Source organism: Catenovulum agarivorans YM01 (assembly GCF_000281085.1).
In the GTDB taxonomy this organism is placed as follows: domain Bacteria; phylum Pseudomonadota; class Gammaproteobacteria; order Enterobacterales; family Alteromonadaceae; genus Catenovulum; species Catenovulum agarivorans.
The window spans coordinates 83,439-102,224 of sequence record NZ_JH767538.1; the positions used below are offsets into that span (position 1 = coordinate 83,439).

Below are 18,786 nucleotides of genomic sequence, written 5' to 3' on the forward strand. Positions count from 1 at the left end.
ACCGCACATTATTGTGATCCAGCAACTGAGTGCAAGTAGTTTATTTATTTGCCGATAAAAACTTGTTGCTTTTGCTGCTAGCTTATAAGGGCTTAAACGTTTAAAATTGCTCTTTATGAATATAGTTGAGGTTTTGATGGACAACTTAGTTCACAAATTTGTTTTATTATGGGCAGTAATTGACCCCATAGGCACTATTCCTGTGTTTATTGCAGTAACAGCTGCATTAAAAACCACCGCAGAAAAAAACAAAGTCGCAATAAAAGCTATTGTTATCGCGGCATTGGTGTTGGTGTTTTTTGTTGTGCTTGGTGAAATATTACTTGATGCGATGGATATCCCATTGCCAGCATTCCAAGTCGCTGGTGGTGTTGTACTGTTTTTATTCGCACTGACAATGATTTTTGGTGATAGCAAACCGGAACAAGAATTAGGTCTGGTAGATAAAGCACACAATGCCGCAGTGTTTCCGCTGGCTATTCCTTCAATCGCTTCGCCTGGTGCTATGATGGCAGCTGTGCTCCTGACAGATAATCACAGATTCTCACTGGTGGAACAAACAATAACCACCGGCATTATACTCGTTATTTTGTTGATTACTTTAGTACTAATGCTAGCAGCCAATAAGATTGTTAAATTAATTGGCGAAACCGGTGCGAGTGTAATTAGTCGAGTAATGGGGCTTATATTGTCGGCAGTTGCTATGAACGCCGTGTTATCAGGTTTATTCACTTACTATAGTTCAGTAAATGGTTAGTCTATCTTATGTGCTCTAGACACTCGGATAAGTCCCACAACAAAGTGACCAACATTGCGCAATTGGCGCAGTTGGTTGACTATTCCTTGTTAGATTTTTTAACTGCAGATCCAGAGGCAACAGAATCTGGTGATGATTATAATCCCCGTGAGGTCTTTTCTGGCCATTATGTGCCGGTTAAACCAACGCCGCTTGCTGATGCTGAATATATAGCGCACAGCCAAACGCTATTTGCAGAATTAGCGTTTGACGATAGTTTGGCGCAAGATCCTGATTTTGTCCGCATGTTTTCTGGTGATCTTTCGCAAATGCCACAGGCGATGTCGCCAGTTGGTTGGGCGACTGGTTATGCACTGTCAATTTATGGCACTGAATATACTCAGCAATGCCCGTTTAGAACCGGCAATGGATATGGTGATGGTCGCGCTATTTCTGTATTGGAGTTAGTCAGTCAGGGCAAACGCTGGGAAATGCAATTAAAAGGTGCGGGCAGAACACCTTATTGTCGCGGTGGTGACGGCCGAGCTGTGTTGCGCTCAAGCGTGCGCGAATTCCTCGCGCAAGAGCACATGTATGCGTTAGGCATTGAAACTTCTCGTTCACTGAGTTTGTTTGTGTCTAAAACAGAAAGGGTTGATCGCCCTTGGTATTTTGAAGGTTCACATTCACACGATCCTGAAACTATGGTGGCTAATCCAGTAGCCATTTCTACCCGAGTTGCACCGTCGTTTTTGCGCGTTGGTCAAATAGAGTTATTCGCCCGCCGCGCTCGCGTGAATGAATATGATAAAGCATTAGAAGAACTTGAGCTGATTATTCAGCATTTAATTGACCGCGAATACAGTCAACAAATAGACCCGAAGCTTGAATTTGCCGACAAAGTGCTGCTACTGGCCAGTGAGTTTCGCGAGCGTTTAACCGCGTTGGTTGCTAACTGGATGCGAGTTGGATTTTGCCAAGGTAATTTTAATGGGGATAACTGTGCAGCCGGTGGTTATACGCTAGATTACGGCCCCTTTGGTTTTTGTGAATTGTTTGAGCCCATGTTCCAACCATGGACAGGTGGTGGTCGTCATTTTGCCTTTTTCAATCAGCCTGTGGCAGCAGAAAAGAACTTTGCCATGTTCTGTTTAAGCTTAGAGCAAGTTTTGCAAAATCAGCCTGATGCGCGAGAAAAACTCGCAGAAGTTCAAGCAGGTTTTTCGCACCTAATGCATCAAAAGTTGGAAGCCATGTGGGCTGCAAAACTAGGTTTGGCGCAATTTGACGAAGCACTCTTGGTTGAGCTACTGCAACTTATGGTGAAAACACAGGTAGACTACAATATGTTTTTCCGTGAGCTTTCGCATGTGCCACAAGATATCACTCGTTTGCAAAAATCTTTTTATGCGCAAGCGTCAGATGAGCTAGAAGCTCAATGGCAACAGTGGCTACAAAAATGGCGTGTGGCGGTTAAGGCTGATGAAAATACCGCAGCTTTGCGCGAAAAAATGTTAGCGGTTAATCCTAAATTTACTTGGCGAGAATGGCTAGTTGTGCCTGCTTATCAGGCGGCTGCCAACGGTGATTATTCGTTAATAGCTGAGCTTCAGCAGGTGTTGTCTAACCCATATGCTGAACAATCAAAAGAACTAGAAGATAAGTATTATAGATTACGTCCGCAAGCTTTGTTTGGCGTAGGCGGAATTAGTCACTATAGCTGCTCGTCATAAACTCATTTGGCTATAGCGCAGCTTATTGCTGCGCTATCGCAAACTTGCAAAAATGCTCTACTTGGCTAAATATTAAACAAGCTAAAGCAAGTATGGTTGCGCAAGTGCATGGGACAAAACGTCAACAAACAAAGTTTTTCGCCGGAAGATTTTGTTCAGTTTAAACAAAGGCTGCACCAACAACTCGACGAACTTAAATTAATAATGGCGCGGCCTAATTTTGGCCAAGCCTCGTTAAAACTAGGTGCCGAGCTTGAACTCTACCTCACAGATTCCGAAGGCCACTGCCAACTGAGTAATCAGCAAGTTTTGGCCAAGTTGCACGACTCGGTTTTTCAGCACGAAATTAATCAGTACAACCTTGAACTTAATGTTCCACCTGTCTCGTTAGACGATAAAGCTTTTAGCCATATGGCGCAGCAAATGAACCAGAGATTGATTCAGTTAAATGATTGTTGTCGTGATTTAGGTACCCACGCAACCGCTATAGGTATTCTGCCAACGCTTAGGCCAAATGATTTACTCAAACAAAATATGACAGATTTAGAGCGCTATCATATTTTGGTTGATCAATTAAAAATTAACCGTGGTGCTCCTTTTCAAATAGATATTCATGGTGAAGAGGATGTACATATGCAAGTGGAGGATGTAACCGCCGAAGGGGCGAATACATCTTTTCAAGTGCATATGATGGTACCGCCAGGCGCTTTTGTTGATGTGTATAACGCGGCTATGTTGAGCCAAGCTTTGGTCACGGCTGCTAGTGGCAATTCGCCAATTTTTTTAGGTAAAGTGGTTTGGGACGAAACACGTATTGCTTTACTTAAACAGGTATTAGATTGTCGCGTACGTGATTTAGTCGCGCGCCAATTACCAGCACGGGTCAATTTAGGTTTAGGTTGGTTAAAACAAAGTGCTTGGAGTTTATATGCCGAAGCAGTTGCACTTTACCCAGTACTCTTACCAAACTTATTCCCAGCACATCAAGGTGAAGGTTTACCCGAGTTATCTGAATTATGTTTGCATATGGGCACAGTATGGAATTGGCACAGGCCTGTATATTGCCACCAAGCAACAGGGCATATCCGCATTGAATTTCGTGCATTACCCGCAGGGCCTACGGTTGAAGATATGGTTGCCAATGCGGCGTTTTCAGTTGGGTTAGCTTATGGTTTGAGTCAGCAAATGGAAGCTTATTCGGCGATTATGCCGTTTGAAATAGTCGACAATAACTTTTACCGCGCAGCGCAACATGGTTTAAATGCATCCATTTATTGGCCAGACGTTGAACAATACCACGTGACTCACCAACCTATTAAACAAGTGGTGTTGAACTCATTAGAAATTGCCAAAACTGGGCTGATTTTATTAGGTATTTGTAATGCAGAAGCTGAACATTATTTAGCGATTATTCAGCGACGGGTAGAACAAAATGCAACAGGTGCAAATTGGCAAAAAGCCGCGCTGCATTATTTTGAGCAAACGCAACATAGGCACTATGCTTGTATTGAGATGTTGAAGTTTTACCAGCAACAAAGTGTATCAGGTGCGCCAGTGCATCAATGGGAGCGACCATGGCAATAACATTAAAAAAATTACGCTATACCCATGCAGAAAATTTACATTTACCCGCAGACCCAACCGAATGGTTGTTGAGTTTACACGGCCCTACTGTGATTGATATGCAAGGGCATATCACCAATAGAACAAGGGTTGTCAGTGTGTTGGTGCATGGCAATGAGCCTTCGGGTTTTATTGCAGTGCATAGATTTTTGCAAAGCAAAATTACCCCTATGACCAATGTGCGTTTTGTGATTTGTTCGGTTGAAGCAGCGCAGCAGCAACCTGTGTTTACCAATAGATATGTTGACGATGTACATGATTTAAATAGGTGTTTTAATTTAAATAAAGAAGATGCTTCGGTTACTCAAAGAGCAGGCAGTATTTTACAAGCTATCAATGAAGTGAAAGCCGAAGCTGTGATTGATATGCACAATACTTCTGGTACTAGTCCGTCATTTTGTGTGGCAACTCGGATAGATATGCAAGTGCAAGCGTTAGCCTCGTTCTTTTGTCAAACCATGATGTATACACGTTTATCACTTGGCTCTTTAATGGAACAAAATTTTAATTGTCCGATAGTGACGGTTGAATGTGGTGGCGCGAGAGACCAACAAGCGCATGAGATGGCCTATCAAGGTGTGCATGAATTTTTGATGGCAGATAATTTATTTGCAGGTCATCATTATATGTTGGTGGATATTGTTGAACATCCACTGCGCTTGGAGTTAGATCCTAAAACCAAAATGGTTTTTGCCGATAAAAATGACCCTGATGCAGACGTCACTTTAGTTTCAGATATTGAACAGCACAATATGGGGATTACTCGTGCCGATTGTTTAATTGGTTGGTCAAATATTGGCTGTGCACCTTTTACTGTGCGGAATGAAGCGGGCGAGGTACAGTCCGACAGCATTATTTATTGCCAAGACGGCCAGATATTAACTCGGCATAAATTGCGTATATTTATGGCAACCACTAACCATAGAATTGCGTTAAATGATTGCCTGTTTTATGCGTTTTGTGAGGATTTACAAGCTGGTGCCAGCGGCACATAACTGTGGTATTTCATTAACTATATTGCTGCAATTGCCATTACGCACTTTGGCTTTGCGGCAAACCGACACTGACCAACTTACTTTTGCTAAGTAGTCGTGCTGCTCTGGCACACCGTCACACAAATTAACATTTTTCTCTGCATGTTGAATACAGTGGCTTAAAAATACTTTCAAGCCGACCGTACAGTTGGCTTCTCGGCAGTTTTCACTTTGTTGGATCACTTGACTTAAACAAGCCATTTGATCATTGTTTTTTGCAAATTCAAGCGCTGCTTGTGTTTGCTGCGCTTCAACTTGGGCTAAAACTAGGTGGTTGTCTTGCCAATAAAAATAAAACGACAGACCTGTTAAAACGGCAAATAATGGAATGCCAATTCCAAAAATGTATCTAAGCTTCATAATAAGTGTAAATTGCTTTGTTGCAGGCTATTCGCCAGTAGTGGAGCTGACGGGGCAGCAAAAAATGCATGATAAATGTTTGGCTTTATCTCGGTCAAATAACATTGACGATAATGAGCTGTTTCATATTCAATTACTTGTGCTTGATCAAACAACAGGTGTTGTTGCTGCAAATATTGATATAACTCGGCGGTAATATGTTGCACGGGTTTATGCACAATACAGCGCAAAATTCGCACATAAGCACCGAGTGGATTTGGATTATCGGCCAATTGTAAGTCTAACGTACCGGTTTTAATCGCCGCAAAATAATCATCATTATGGATCAGTTGCTGGGTTTGGGTGTTATAGACAATCGCATCCCAATTTAAAATTGTGGTTTTTAATAAGCTTTCCACCGCTTGATACTTCACTAGCTGTTGCTTAAATGCCCAAGTGTGTTCAAGTGGCCACACATCTAAATACCATTTTTGGCAATACAGCCGATAGCCGCCAAATTTATTAAAGTGCACTGGCATATCTTGGGCAAAACCTTGCATTAAGCTTTTGAGCTTTTGTGCATTGCAGTCAACAACAAAATCTAAGTCGCCATAAAAATTGCGTATGCCTTGCAAAGCTATATCGCGGATAGCGCCACCAAACAGATATACAGTACCTAGCTGGTTTAACGTATTGACGATTTGTTTAACCTGTTGACGACCACTATTGTTGTGCTGGTCAAAAAAACGCTGCAAACGTTTTTTGAGGATAACGTCAGATTGCGCGATTTTAGCCATGGAGGTTTTTTAACTCGTCGTGCAAATAAATCAGGTAGCTGTCGGTCATCCCTGAAACTGCATCTGCCAGAAGTTGGGCTTTGCGATAATTATCACTCATTTCTGATTCAGCATATATACGGCGATAATTTTCGGATAATCTCTGATAGGCATATTGTGAAAATAAACTATCTTGCCCTTCGTTGCTTATGCCTATCCATAACATATCCATAATGCCGGATATGTAGTTATTGCCTTTGAGTTCAAGCTCTAACACTGATTTATGTCGATAACCATGCACATAGTCAAATTTACGCATTGCTTGACAAAATTGTGCCGCTTCACTGGTATCTAACAAGGTATAACTTGCGGGTGTTTGCCCTAACATAATATTGTTGATGTCGGTTACTAGGGTATTGAGTATCGCCTTAACCATAGCGCTAATGGCATACACTCTAAACATTTGCATTGATACATCATTGAGTTCTTTTGGGCTTAAACCAGCATTTTTAAATTCTTTATTTTTACTTTTTGCGGCAGTTAAGACACTTTGCGTCACAGTGTCGTCAGGGTTCATATGCTGCAGGTGGTCAACTATGTCAGAAAATGAAGCTATGTCTTTTTTAACTATGTCTTCTGCGTCCAGCACTATATAGGCGATGTCGTCGCAGGCTTCCATGACAAAAGTGAAGGGGTGGCGTAAACCTTCGGCTAAGCCGGTTTGTTGCCAAACGTCTTCAACAATGGCTTGTTCAGAAGCAAAATATCCTGCTTTTTTCCAACCTAATGGTTTCGCCGCTTTATTCGATACCGGGTATTTAAGCATAGAGGCTAAAGTCGCGTAGGTGAGGTTTAAACCAAAAGTGTCATTGAGAATTTGTAAGCGTGTGACTAATCTGAAAGTTTGCGCGTTGCCGTCAAAGCCCAAAAAGTCATGGCTATCAGGATGTTTTGATTCACCAAATACTTTTGTTTCGTTGCGTTTAAACCAGTTTTGAATGGCTTTTTCGCCTTGGTGACCAAAAGGTGGGTTGCCTAAATCGTGGGCTAGGCCGATTGCCGCTAACAGTGCTGGTACACAGCGTTCAATGTCTTTATCTGCGTCTTTGCCAAAAATTTGTTCACTAAAATCAAAAGCTAAACGAATGCCTATGCTACGCGCTAAGCTAGACACTTCATGCGAATGGGTTAGGCGATTGCGCACGCTGTCGTTACGTTCTAGCGGAAATACTTGGGTTTTGTCGCCCATACGCCGGGTAGGGGTTGCGAATAAAATACGATCATAATCACGCTCTAACTCAACTCTGCCATTGGCAGATAAAACTGTACTGCCGCTGCCATGTCTGTCTTTGCGGCGTTGGCCGTTTAAAAGTAAATCCCAATTCAACATATTTTGCTTAACCCTGCACTTTATTGATTATTTAGAATACTACTCTTGTTGGCTAGATGCTATTTCATTAACAAATTAATTGGCGTGCTGTTTAGCTGTCTTCTATACTGAAAAAAATGCCCTAAATTTCAAAAGTTAGGAGATGATATGGACCAGTCGGATACGGATTCATCACCAGCGTGTTTTCGCGCCGAAACCGCTCGATTATTGTCGTTGTCTGTGGCACAAATTCATTTAGGTTTATCTGACGGAGATGTCTCTATTGGTAAGGTCATAGAGTTTTGCAGTGAAGTGTCAGCGCAATGTGAAGCGCTGCAAAATAAACTGGATAGTCAAGAAACCGCCCAAGCGACTGAAGCTATGAACCAACAAATTAAAAAGGCCATTATTGCATTGCAATTTTACGATAGGCTTTCTCAGCGCTTGGCGCATGTATCTTCCGGTTTGGAAGAGCTCGCAGACTTACTTGCCATGGAGGAGATGATCCGAAAAGCTGCCCCTTGGTCAAACTTACGCGAAAAGCTGGTACAGCAATACTGCTTAGTAGATGAAAAAGAAGTGTACGATTACATAATGCAAGGGGCGTCGGTTAACCAAGCAATAGCATTAATGCAGCAGAAAAAAGACCAACAAAAAGCCTCAGGACAAGAAGATGAGAGTGATATTACGCTGTTTTAAGTTTAAATATCAACAGCTTGTATCACTTTTATGGTACAAGTCGGTAGCAGCAAATGGCTATTAAACTTGTTTGATGTTTAACACTTGAGCTGTTGTTGCTTGAATGCTCACTTTAACCTTGTTTTCGTTGCGGTGGGTAATGCCCCAAACCTGTCTTGATTCTAAATCTACCGCTATGTAGATTTATCCTCACAATATGCCCTTACAAAATACAGCAAGAATCTGACATTTTTAAATATCAAGCTGCATATTTTTCTAATTTTACTTTCCTATAATGGTTACAGTTATTTAACAAATTCGGCGCTTAGATTATCGCGCTGATTAGTTGGGGTGAGTTTGATGAAAAGAAGTGAATTTGCAGATCCGTTTGAACAAGCGCGTAATGAGCAAGGCATTGGCAAAATGCAGGATCAAGACGATCCTGTCACTATGGTACTGGGTTTAAAAGATGTGCGTAAATGTGCACACAATTGGCAAACCTTTCAGTCTGGCGCTAAGCCTGGTCGTATTGTGGTGCCGTCGGAAGTCAAGATCCGCGATACTAGACAAATTCCTTTTGAAGTCGACCCACCAGAGCATGGCGACTACCGCGCAATTGTAGAGCCTTGGTTTAAACGTCCGTTGGAAGATGAATACCGTGCCCAATTGCGTGCACAAATTGAATCTTTAGTTGATCAAGTATTAACACAAGATGACGTTGAAGTGGTTGGTGAGTTTTCACTTAAATTACAATCGCGCGCGTTAACCTTATTATTAAATACGCCATACCAAGAATCAGACGTGTGGATAGGCTGGGGCACACATGTATTTAGAAGCGAAGGTGAAGCTTTAGACGGCGATAAAGCTTCTATTCTGTACGATTACATAGATGCTCAAATTGAGCGAGCAGCAGAAAATCCAACCGATGATTTATATTCAGTGTTGCTCAATTCTGAAATTAACGGCCGCAAACTAAGCAAAGAAGAGGTTAAAGGCGTGATGATTTTAACCTTTGCTGGTGGGCGTGACACAGTGATTAATGCGGTAACCAATTCGATTGCTTATTTTGCTGATCATCCTCAGTCGTTGGCACGCCTGCGTGATCAACCTGAAATTACCAACCGAGCGGTGGAAGAGTTAATTCGTTACTTCTCACCATTAACTCATATGGGACGTGTAGTCACTGAAGATACAAAAGTGTGTCCACATGGGCATGATGTTAAAGCCGATAGCCGAATTTCTTTATGTTGGGCTTCCGCCAATCGTGACGCTAAAACCTTTGAAAATCCGAATGAAGTGGTATTAGACCGCAAGGTTAATCCACATGTGGCTTTTGGTTTTAGCCATCATAATTGTTTGGGCGCGACCCATGCACGACAAATTATGCATATTTTATTAGAAACTTTGGCGGCTAAAGTCGGTTCAATCGATATTTTAAATGCGAAAGAAAACATTGAAGACTTAGACCAATTTAAACGCAAAGTTGGTTTTGACAGCATTAACGTAAAATTTAACCCAAGATAAGAGGTAGCTAAGCCATGGCGAAAATTATTTTTATTACCAGTGATAGCGAAAAAATTGAATTAGAAGCAACTTCAGGCAGTGTCATGGAGCTTGCAGTGCAAAATGGAGTGCAAGGTATAGACGGCGATTGTGGTGGCGTATGTTCGTGTGCAACTTGCCATGTACATGTAGCGCCAGAACATTTTGCTAAAACCGGGCCGGCGAGCGAGATTGAGCAAGACATGTTGGAGTTAGATGACGACGCTAATGAATACAGCCGTTTATGCTGCCAAATTGAGGTGTCTGAGCAGTTAGATGGTGTGGTTTTACACGTAGCTAAGTAGTGGTTTAATCTTTGTGAAAAGGGGGCAAGTTATGTCAGAAAATCAAACATGTGTGGTCGTGGGTGCAAGTCATGCTGGGGTTAATTTTGCATTTGCATTAAGAAAAGCAGGCTGGCAGGGCAGTATAAAATTGTTTGATGCCGACCCAAGTTTACCGTATCACAGACCCCCTTTATCTAAGGCGTATTTAACCAGTGCGGATGCAATTGATAAAAATTTGCTCAAAGCAGCAGAGACGTATCAAAAAGACGATATTGGGCTGAATTTAGGTGTGAAAGTGGGCAGCATTGAGCGCACAGCTCAAGTGCTTCAACTTGAAAATGGCGAGCAAGTTGCTTTTGATAAATTGGTTATTGCCACTGGTGCACGACCTTTTATCCCACCAATTGAGGGGTTAGATTCAGCTTCGAATTTGTATCCGTTACGTACAGCGCAGGATGTAGAAAATATTCGCCAAGCATTTGCACATTCAGCGCAAAAGCGTGTGGTGATTATTGGTGGGGGTTATATAGGTTTAGAAACCGCAGCATCACTTAAAAAGCTCGGCGGCGAAGTTACAGTGCTTGAGCGAGAGCAACGCATTTTAGCCCGTGTTACCGCACCTTATATGTCTGACTATTTTCAACGCTTGCATGCTGATAATGGTGTGACAGTAGCTACCAGTAAAAATGTCGTGCGTATTGAAACCACAGATGGCGAAAACTCTGTGCAGTGTGATGATGGTACTCATTACCCAGCTGATATTATTATTGTAGGTGTGGGTATTCGCGTAAATACTGAATTGGCCGCGCAAGCGGGTATTGAGATAGACAATGGCATTAAAGTAAATGCTCAAGCGCAAACAAGTGATGAGAACATTTATGCTATTGGTGATTGTACGTATCACTACAATCCGCATTACCAGAGATTTATTCGTTTGGAGTCGGTACAAAATGCGGTTGATCAAGCAAAAGTGGCGGCCGCATCTATCTGTGGACAAGAAGTTGAATACGATACTTTGCCTTGGTTTTGGTCAGATCAGTACGATGTAAAACTACAGATGGTTGGTTTATCTCAAGGTTATACAGATATTTTGGTGCGTGACGAAAACGAGCCGAACAAATTCTCAGTTTGGTATTTTAAAGGCGATGAATTGTTGGCGGTAGATGCAGTAAACAATGCAAAAGCTTATGTAGTTGCCACTAAGTTTATTAAATCGGGTGAGCAAATTGATAAAGCTAAATTAGTTGATGCCAGCGTCGAATTTAAACCAGCTAACTTGTTATCCAGAGTTCAGGTTCGTTAGTTTAATGTGTTGACAAGAGGTGCTAAATAGCACTTCTTGATCTTTTAGTGGATTTTTAATCAAAGTCAGTGCGGATATAAATCAACTCTAGATTTAAGATCTTGTCTAATTTTTTCAGTTGGAAATAGCATTAACTCAATTTCCCCTTGCTGCTGTAGCTGAGCTAGTCCTTTTTGCAGTGCGTTAAATACAAGCTGACCGTATGGATGCTGCTTTGACACAGCAAAATGGCGTGAGATTGGAAAAACAAACTTAATCCCTTCAATTGGTGCCAAATTTACGCTTTCACAAGGCACACTGGTTTGCTCTGGACCTACCATGACTAACTCGCCAATAAAGAGTTGTGCTCTTCCTGCAGTAAGCATTAAACACAAGGTATTGTCTTGCGAGGCATTAACCGCCGGTAATTCAAGCTTTTCTAACATGGCCCAATCGTGCCACCATTGGCGTGATGACAATACGTGATAGTTACGCAGAGTATGTAAAATAACACGCTCGCTGTGTGCATGGGGCAAACCCGCCAGCTTTAGTTCAATTTGTTGTTTATACTCTGGGGTGGTAAATAACCCTTTAATAAATTGTCCTGGTTGAAAGACCGCACTGGTCACATGAAAGCTTGTTGTGTCCATGTCGTCTTGCCATACAGTTGTTGCCGACATCACCACATTGCCTCTCTCCGCTTCTTTTAGTGCTCTGGCGTAGTTTGGAATATCAAAAAATTTAAAATTGAAATCGAGCTGGCTGTAGGTTAATGCTTTACAAATAATCAGTAGTTCTAGTGATAGCCTATATGCGGCGGGATGGGAGTAGTGGTTAACAGTTTGACAGTTTTGCTGTTGAACTAACTGCAAATACTTTTGCTGTTGGTCTGAATTAACTGCAATGTCTATCGTAAGCGAATTGCTAAAGCTAATTGATGGCACTAAGGCCATGCAAATTAGCAAAAACTGTTTTAGCTTTGACACATAGTTCTCCAACAATAAATGAATATTCCAACTAGAGTATAGTTCAAATTTGTTGCGCAGCTATTTTTGTCAGGTCAGTTGTTAGTCTGTTCAATATTGGCGAAAAATTTGAAGGTCGTTTGCACATGCTGGTGCCAATATTCCCAGCTATGTTCCCCACTAAAACTTGCTAATTCAGCATCAATATTGAGTGTTTTTAGTTTTTGCGCAAAGTCTAAGTTACTCTGGTAGAGCACATCATCTAGGCCACAATCAAAACGTATCGGCGGCAACTGGTTTTTATGTTGTTGTAGCCAATAAAAAATATCGGACTCTTGTGCAGTTTCGCATTGGTATTCAGTTAACTCTGTTGTGACAAAGTGCCGCATATCGTCAATTTTAGTAATAGACGAGTGCGCAGAAATACCACTAAATAAGCTTGGATATTTAGCGCCTAAACGCAGTGCACCATAGCCGCCCATAGATAAACCCGAAAGGTAAAAACGGCTATTGTCGGATACAGAGTTTTGCACTTGTTTAACGGCTGCAATTACATCTTCAGTTATCCATTTATCATAGTTAGCGTGTTTTGCTAGCGGCAGATACGCACTTCCGTCGTACAAACCGCCGTCAGATGGCATGGCTAGTACAAAGTCTATGCCGCCTAATTGAGCTTTTACTTTTTCATAGGCTAGGTGAATACCACCTAAGTACATCCAAACCCAAGCATTGCCATAAACACCATGCAACAGAATAATTACTGGTAAATTTTCACCTTGCGCATCACTATTGTATAAAACTATGTCGTGGCGCCGCTGCAAATTCGACGAATGCACAGTGACAAATTTAGTATTGTCCGGCGAATACGCCGGATTAGAAATTTCTAAACGATTTATCGACATTTTAACTCACCTTAATAACACCCTTAGCGATTCGGCCATTGAGCATGTCGTCAAAACCTTCTGCAACCGTTTCTAGTGTGTAAGTTTTAGTGACCAGTTCGTCTAATAATAATTTACCACTTTGATATAAAGACAAAATACGTGGGAAATCACGCTCTGGGTTACATTGACCGTACAATGGGTTGATGTAAATTTTATCCCATTCAAACAATTCACAGTCAAAGTCAATGCGTTGCTCTATACCACTTACTTGTACCGCTGTACCTGCACTACGAATTAATTTAAGTGGGGCAGAGCCTAAAGCCGGAATGGCGGTACATTCAAAGGCGTAGTCTGCTCCTCTGCCACCATTTAACGCTTTCACATCCGCTGCAACTTGGTTGAAATCAATATCTTCGCGGCTAGCTATTACGCCATGGGTTGCCCCAAATTTCTTCGCTTGTTCAATGCGCTCTGCATTTATGTCGATGGCGATTATTTTCGCTGCACCCGATAATTTTGCACCTTGAATAACATTTAAACCAACACCACCACAACCTATAATACAAGCGGTTGAACCAGCTTTTAAGTTGGCTGCATTTACTACAGAACCCCAACCCGTCATAACACCACAACCGACAATAGACGCAGATTCAAAAGATATATCTACCTCGGTTTTTACCACCGCCGATTCTTTTACAACTGTGTATTCGCACATAGTGCCTAAATGGAAAGAACGTTCGACTGGCTGCTCATTTTTAGTACATGCCTGCGCATGTGCATGGCCTGCTAAGTCACAACCGCACACAGGAGAGTTAGTTTCACAAATATGCGCGTTACCTTCTAAACACTGAAAGCAGCTACCACAAGGAATCGCCCAATTTAGAATCACTTTATCACCAACTTTGACCTTAGTGACTCCTTCGCCTATGGCTGTGACAATGCCCGCGCCTTCGTGACCAACAATAAATTCTTTGTTCCAATTTTGAATCGAATCCCAGTCGGTATGGCAAATACCGGATGCTTTAATGTTAACCTGCACTTCTAATGCACCTGGCTGACCCACTTCAACCTCAGTTAGCTTAAAATTGCCTTTGCCGTCCGAAATAATCGCGCGTGACTTGATCATAAAAACCTCTATCCAAATACGAATATGTAATTGAATAAATTTAAACATGATTTTTACAACAAATCTGTTATATCAGAATTCATAAATGTCAAAATATTGCTGTTTTTTGGCAATTGCATGTAAACTAAATTATCTAAGAAAAACTTTGCACATGAGTCAGCTGTGGCAAAACAAAAAGTATATTGCGAACCATTTTGCATTCAAAAAGGTTATGATTTTGAAGTACACCATGTCAGTTACGAAAGTAATTTAGGCTATTCGTGTTTTATGCATTTTCACGAAGTGCACGAATTAATTGTATTTGAACAAATAGATGGGGTGTACTTTTATAGCCAAGGCCAATCTGAACTACAAGATCACGATATTGTGTTTACCCCTAGCATGGAAACACACGATTTTGAGTTAGTCGATAAACCCAAATCTTGGTTTATTATTCAGTTTTTACCGGCATTTTTAACCAAAGAAAAACTGCATAATGCCGCGGCATTTTTTCAGCAAGGCATGCATTTACGCATGCCGGTAGAACATTTTGCAGCAGTAATGACTCAAGTAAAATGGTTGCATCAGGCCTACGAGCAAGATCCACAAAGTGATAAAAGCAATACATTATTAAAACTATTGTTATTGTGGATCAGCGAACATGCGAGTTCGGTTACATCTACACAAGCGCAGGGGCTCAACCAAACCAAAGGTTATGAGAGATTATTACCAATTGTTGAGTTGTTTAAGCAACAAACAGCAGTTGAACTACAGCTAGAGCAAGCCGCTGACTTGTGCCACCTATCGCCGTCGTATTTTTCAAGATTGTTTAAAAGTGTTTTTAGATGCAATTATTCTGAGTACGCCAACCGCCATAAGCTGTATAACGCAGCGCGTATGTTGTCACAAAGTAAACTATCTATCACAGATATTGCGTTTGAGCTGAATTTTTCAACACCATCTCATTTTATCGCCTTGTTTAAAAAACAATTTGGGGTCACGCCCAAAAAATACAAAATGCAGTTAGAGACAAGACTGGAGCGGTGAGCGTCACCTGAACTCTGGTGAATAGCTTATCCAGAATTCAGGTGAAGATAGTTTATTTGCAGCCGGTATGGCCTGCGGGCAATGCGACTAAATAAGCATTAGCAATGTCGAGTTCCATTTTACCTTGGGTTGAAATGGCAAAAATATCTGTGAGGTTTTTAAAATCGAATTTACCGTCTTGGTTAAAACAATTGAGTGGCAGGGTTAATTCTGTCCATTCATTTTTAGGCATTTGTTTCAAAACAGGATTTAAAGCAAGCTCGCTATCACATTTGTTTGACCAGTTACAGCGCATCGATATTTTAGCAACTGAGGTGGGTTGTTCTACAACTCTAATTTGTAGTTGCAAGGCGCTGGTATCTTCTACCGATGATAAATCTATTTTGTGGCCATTTAAGGTAATATTCGAATACCAAGCCGCTTTTTTATTGCGTCCTCGCCACTTTACTTTAATGGCATCGTTTGTGGTTGTTTTGCTTATTGGCTCTACTGTAACGTTACCACGTTTAGTTTTACCAACTTGATTTTCAACAGCTATGCCCCATCCTAAAGCGTTGCCAACACTAAACTTCCACGGTGAGTTTGGCTGTCCTTGCGCAACAAAAACACTGGTTGGGTCAGCCGCAAAAGCAACTGAACTCAACACAAATGACAAAAGTAAGCTAATTTTTGTAGACAGGGTTAACACAGGTGTTTTCATAATATACCTAACCATTAGACAACAAATTAACATGTATATTGTATACAAATTACAATTTTGTCAATATTCTTGATATTTGCTTTACATTTTTCTATGGTTATTGTTAACTATCTACAATGTTTGTTTAGTAGTTTATACTACCGAGGTAATAAGTAATGAAATATCTAGATTACGGTTATAGCCGCATGAGTCACAATTTTAAATTGTCGGCACTAGCTTTAGCGACTTTAAGTGTTGTTGGCTGCCAGTTAACTGAAACTCAAAATACAGCGCAAGCGCCTATCGCCGAAAGAATCTTATTCGATTTTGAGGCCGACGTGCTGCCGCTTGAAGTGAAACTAATTAACGCTGACGGCAACCTGGTTTCGCACGGAGCGACTGAAGGTAATACAGCGCTGAATGTTAAATTTCATTCTAAAAAACATGAGTACTCGGCAATTAATTTTACTCCGACTCAAGCTTGGGATTGGAGCGACTTAGATAGTTTCAGCATTGCGTTTGATATCTCTAATCAAGGGCAATATTCAACGCAGTTGTTTTTGAATGTATATGATCACAACGGTCAAGTTTATACCCGCAGTGTCAATGTGCCAGTGGGTAGCGCTAAAACTTACTATTCAAAAATGGCCGGTCACGATTTAGTTAGTCCAGACAATAAACATGGTGAAAACGTTGAATTGAATTTAAGTTCAGGTTTGCGTTCTAACCCTGCTACTTGGGAATCAGACCAAGTACAATTTATCTGGATGTGGGGTACAAAAAATCTCGATACTAAAGGAATAAAACAAATTTCATTAAGTGTTCAATATAACTTACATGACAAAGAAGTAACAATTGATAATGTAAGAGTGATGCCGAACCCTAAAATGAATCAAGAATACCTTGAGGGTATAGTTGATAAATTTGGTCAACCAACTCGTTTGGAATATGAAGAAAAAATTCATTCTGAAAAAGAGCTGCTTGAAGTAAAAGAAAAGGAACTTGCACGTTTAAATAATGGCGAAAAGTTATCTGACCGTTCTAAATTCAGCGGCTGGAAAGAGGGCCCTAAATTAGCCGCAACTGGCTATTTTAGAACTGAAAAAGTCGGTGATAAGTGGTCGTTAGTTGACCCAGAAGGTTATTTATATTTCACCACGGGTATTGATAACGTTAGGATGTCGAACGCGACCACACTAACAGGTTATGATTTTGATCAAAACGCTATCAACCAACGTAGTGCTGACGAGCTGACCCCAGAAGATTCTCAAGGGTTAAATCCACCACCTAAACACGCTATCCCAACACGTAAGTTAGTTTCTGAAACGCGAGCTAACATGTTCGAGTGGTTGCCTGATTACAAAGATCCATTGGCTAGCAGTTATGGCTATCGCCGTGGTGCACACTCAGGTCCACTTGAGCGTGGTGAAGTATTTAGTTTTTATATGGCCAACTTAGAGCGTAAATATGGTGAAACCACACCGTATTCTTACCTAAATGAATGGTCTAAAGTGACGGTAGATCGTATGTTGAGCTGGGGTTTTACTTCGTTCGGCAATTGGATCGATCCTATGTATTACGACAATGCTCGTATACCATACTTCGCAAACGGTTGGATAATTGGTGATTTTAAAACTGTCTCTAGTGGTAATGATTTCTGGGGCGGATTACCGGATGTATTCGATCCTAAGTTTGAAGAGCGTGCTGACGCAACAATTAAACAAGTTGCTAAAGAAGTAAACAACAGCCCTTGGTGTGTCGGGGTTTTCATTGACAATGAAAAAAGTTGGGGTCGTCCAGAATCGAAAACAACTGAGTTGGGTATTGTCATCCATACGCTCACGCAAAATGGTGCTGAATCACCGACTAAAAACATGTTTACTGAACAAATGCGTGCTAAGTATGCAAATATTGCTAAGTTAAACCAAGCTTGGAATACCAATATTGCTTCTTGGGATGCGTTCCAACAAGGTAGCTTCAATAGTAAATTAGACGAAACCAATGCGCAGCAAGTTGCCGATTATGAAAAACTCTTGTTTGAATACGCAAGTGAATATTTCCGTATCGTCGACGCTAAGCTCGAAAAATATATGCCAAACCATATGTACATGGGCGTTCGATTTGCCGATTGGGGTATGCCTATGCCAGTTGTTCAAGCATCGAAAAAATACGTCGATGTAGTCAGCTTTAATTTATATAAAGAAGGTTTAACCAAGAAAAAATGGGCGTTTTTAGAAGAGCTAGATATGCCAACTGTGATTGGTGAATTCCATATGGGTACAACAGCGTCAGGCTTCTTCCACCCAGGTTTGGTTCATGCTGCTAACCAAGAAGACAGAGCAAGAATGTACAAGGATTACATGCACTCAATTATAGATAACGACTATTTTATTGGCGCACATTGGTTCCAATATTTAGATTCTCCTATCACTGGTCGCGCCTATGATGGTGAAAACTATAATGTTGGTTTTGTATCTGTAACAGATATTCCATACAACGCTATGGTTGATGCCGCCCGTGAATTACATTCAGAGCTATACGAGCGTAGATTTGGTGAGTTAAAACAAGTGCAGGCTGACAGCAAATAAGCTGAGGTCTATTTGTCGAAGCATCTAGTCTAAACGCTAAAAAGAGCTGACTTAGGTCGGCTCTTTTTTTGTTTGCCCAGCGAAGCTGGCAAACCCGTCAGATTGAAAGAAATCTGAAT

17 protein-coding genes are annotated in these 18,786 nt (G+C 41.2%); 10 read left to right on the forward strand and 7 right to left on the reverse strand.

The features are described from left to right. Positions 1-136: 136 nt before the first annotated feature. From WSC_RS0119135 to WSC_RS0119150, 4 genes are all read left to right on the forward strand, one after another. Positions 137-757: a MarC family protein gene (locus WSC_RS0119135; RefSeq protein ID WP_016957567.1), complete on the forward strand. Its 621-nt coding sequence runs from the start codon at positions 137-139 to the stop codon at positions 755-757. An 8-nt stretch (positions 758-765) separates the two neighbouring features. Further along, entirely contained in the window at positions 766-2,469 is a 1,704-nt protein-coding gene (locus WSC_RS0119140; RefSeq protein WP_026016956.1) for a protein adenylyltransferase SelO, read from the forward strand. Positions 2,470-2,577: 108 nt separating this feature from the next. Continuing rightward, positions 2,578-4,053 (forward strand): glutamate-cysteine ligase family protein, encoded by a 1,476-nt coding sequence (locus tag WSC_RS0119145; protein ID WP_016957569.1) that lies wholly within the window; start codon positions 2,578-2,580, stop codon positions 4,051-4,053. Next, on the forward strand, positions 4,044-5,087 hold the full coding sequence (locus WSC_RS0119150; protein ID WP_016957570.1) for a M14 family metallopeptidase: 1,044 nt from the start codon (positions 4,044-4,046) through the stop codon (positions 5,085-5,087). Before WSC_RS0119145 ends, WSC_RS0119150 begins: the two co-directional genes overlap by 10 nt. Here the strand turns inward: WSC_RS0119150 and WSC_RS0119155 are convergent. Genes WSC_RS0119155 through WSC_RS0119165 form a run of 3 tightly spaced genes read right to left on the reverse strand, consistent with a single transcriptional unit; the run spans position 5,061 to position 7,631 of the window. Then, a complete protein-coding gene (locus WSC_RS0119155) occupies positions 5,061-5,486 on the reverse strand; it encodes a hypothetical protein (RefSeq protein WP_016957571.1) in 426 nt (141 codons plus the stop codon). The genes WSC_RS0119150 and WSC_RS0119155 overlap by 27 nt on opposite strands. After that, a complete protein-coding gene (locus tag WSC_RS0119160) occupies positions 5,483-6,262 on the reverse strand; it encodes a hypothetical protein (protein WP_016957572.1) in 780 nt (259 codons plus the stop codon). Before WSC_RS0119160 ends, WSC_RS0119155 begins: the two co-directional genes overlap by 4 nt. Next, positions 6,255-7,631 (reverse strand): deoxyguanosinetriphosphate triphosphohydrolase family protein, encoded by a 1,377-nt coding sequence (locus WSC_RS0119165; RefSeq protein ID WP_016957573.1) that lies wholly within the window; start codon positions 7,629-7,631, stop codon positions 6,255-6,257. The genes WSC_RS0119160 and WSC_RS0119165 overlap by 8 nt, the downstream gene beginning before the upstream one ends. Before the next feature lie 147 nt (positions 7,632-7,778). Between WSC_RS0119165 and WSC_RS0119170 the strand changes: the two genes are divergently transcribed. The 4 genes from WSC_RS0119170 (at position 7,779) to WSC_RS0119185 (ending at position 11,420) form a co-directional block, all read left to right on the forward strand. After that, positions 7,779-8,309 (forward strand): hypothetical protein, encoded by a 531-nt coding sequence (locus tag WSC_RS0119170; RefSeq protein WP_016957574.1) that lies wholly within the window; start codon positions 7,779-7,781, stop codon positions 8,307-8,309. Positions 8,310-8,648: 339 nt separating this feature from the next. Further along, positions 8,649-9,812 (forward strand): cytochrome P450, encoded by a 1,164-nt coding sequence (locus WSC_RS0119175; RefSeq protein WP_016957575.1) that lies wholly within the window; start codon positions 8,649-8,651, stop codon positions 9,810-9,812. Positions 9,813-9,826: 14 nt separating this feature from the next. Then, positions 9,827-10,135 carry a 2Fe-2S iron-sulfur cluster-binding protein gene (locus WSC_RS0119180; protein WP_016957576.1) on the forward strand — a complete coding sequence of 103 codons (309 nt, stop codon included), beginning with the start codon at positions 9,827-9,829 and terminating at the stop codon, positions 10,133-10,135. A 31-nt stretch (positions 10,136-10,166) separates the two neighbouring features. Continuing rightward, entirely contained in the window at positions 10,167-11,420 is a 1,254-nt protein-coding gene (locus WSC_RS0119185) for an NAD(P)/FAD-dependent oxidoreductase (RefSeq protein ID WP_016957577.1), read from the forward strand. A gap of 65 nt (positions 11,421-11,485) precedes the next feature. Here the strand turns inward: WSC_RS0119185 and WSC_RS0119190 are convergent, their stop codons facing one another. From WSC_RS0119190 to WSC_RS0119200, 3 genes are all read right to left on the reverse strand, one after another. After that, positions 11,486-12,385, reverse strand: coding sequence for a hypothetical protein (locus WSC_RS0119190; protein ID WP_157447358.1), 900 nt, complete (start codon positions 12,383-12,385; stop codon positions 11,486-11,488). 74 nt (positions 12,386-12,459) lie between these two features. Next, positions 12,460-13,266, reverse strand: coding sequence for an alpha/beta hydrolase (locus WSC_RS0119195; protein WP_016957579.1), 807 nt, complete (start codon positions 13,264-13,266; stop codon positions 12,460-12,462). Between the two features lies 1 nt (position 13,267). After that, positions 13,268-14,374 (reverse strand): Zn-dependent alcohol dehydrogenase, encoded by a 1,107-nt coding sequence (locus tag WSC_RS0119200; RefSeq protein WP_016957580.1) that lies wholly within the window; start codon positions 14,372-14,374, stop codon positions 13,268-13,270. Positions 14,375-14,536: 162 nt separating this feature from the next. Between WSC_RS0119200 and WSC_RS0119205 the strand changes: the two genes are divergently transcribed. Next, a complete protein-coding gene (locus WSC_RS0119205; protein WP_026016958.1) occupies positions 14,537-15,400 on the forward strand; it encodes an AraC family transcriptional regulator in 864 nt (287 codons plus the stop codon). Positions 15,401-15,452: 52 nt separating this feature from the next. Here WSC_RS0119205 and WSC_RS0119210 read toward each other — a convergent pair whose 3' ends face one another. Further along, positions 15,453-16,100, reverse strand: coding sequence for a putative glycoside hydrolase (locus tag WSC_RS0119210; protein WP_016957583.1), 648 nt, complete (start codon positions 16,098-16,100; stop codon positions 15,453-15,455). 155 nt (positions 16,101-16,255) lie between these two features. Between WSC_RS0119210 and WSC_RS0119215 the strand changes: the two genes are divergently transcribed. Continuing rightward, entirely contained in the window at positions 16,256-18,667 is a 2,412-nt protein-coding gene (locus tag WSC_RS0119215; protein ID WP_016957584.1) for a beta-galactosidase, read from the forward strand. The last annotated feature ends 119 nt before the right edge of the window (positions 18,668-18,786 follow it).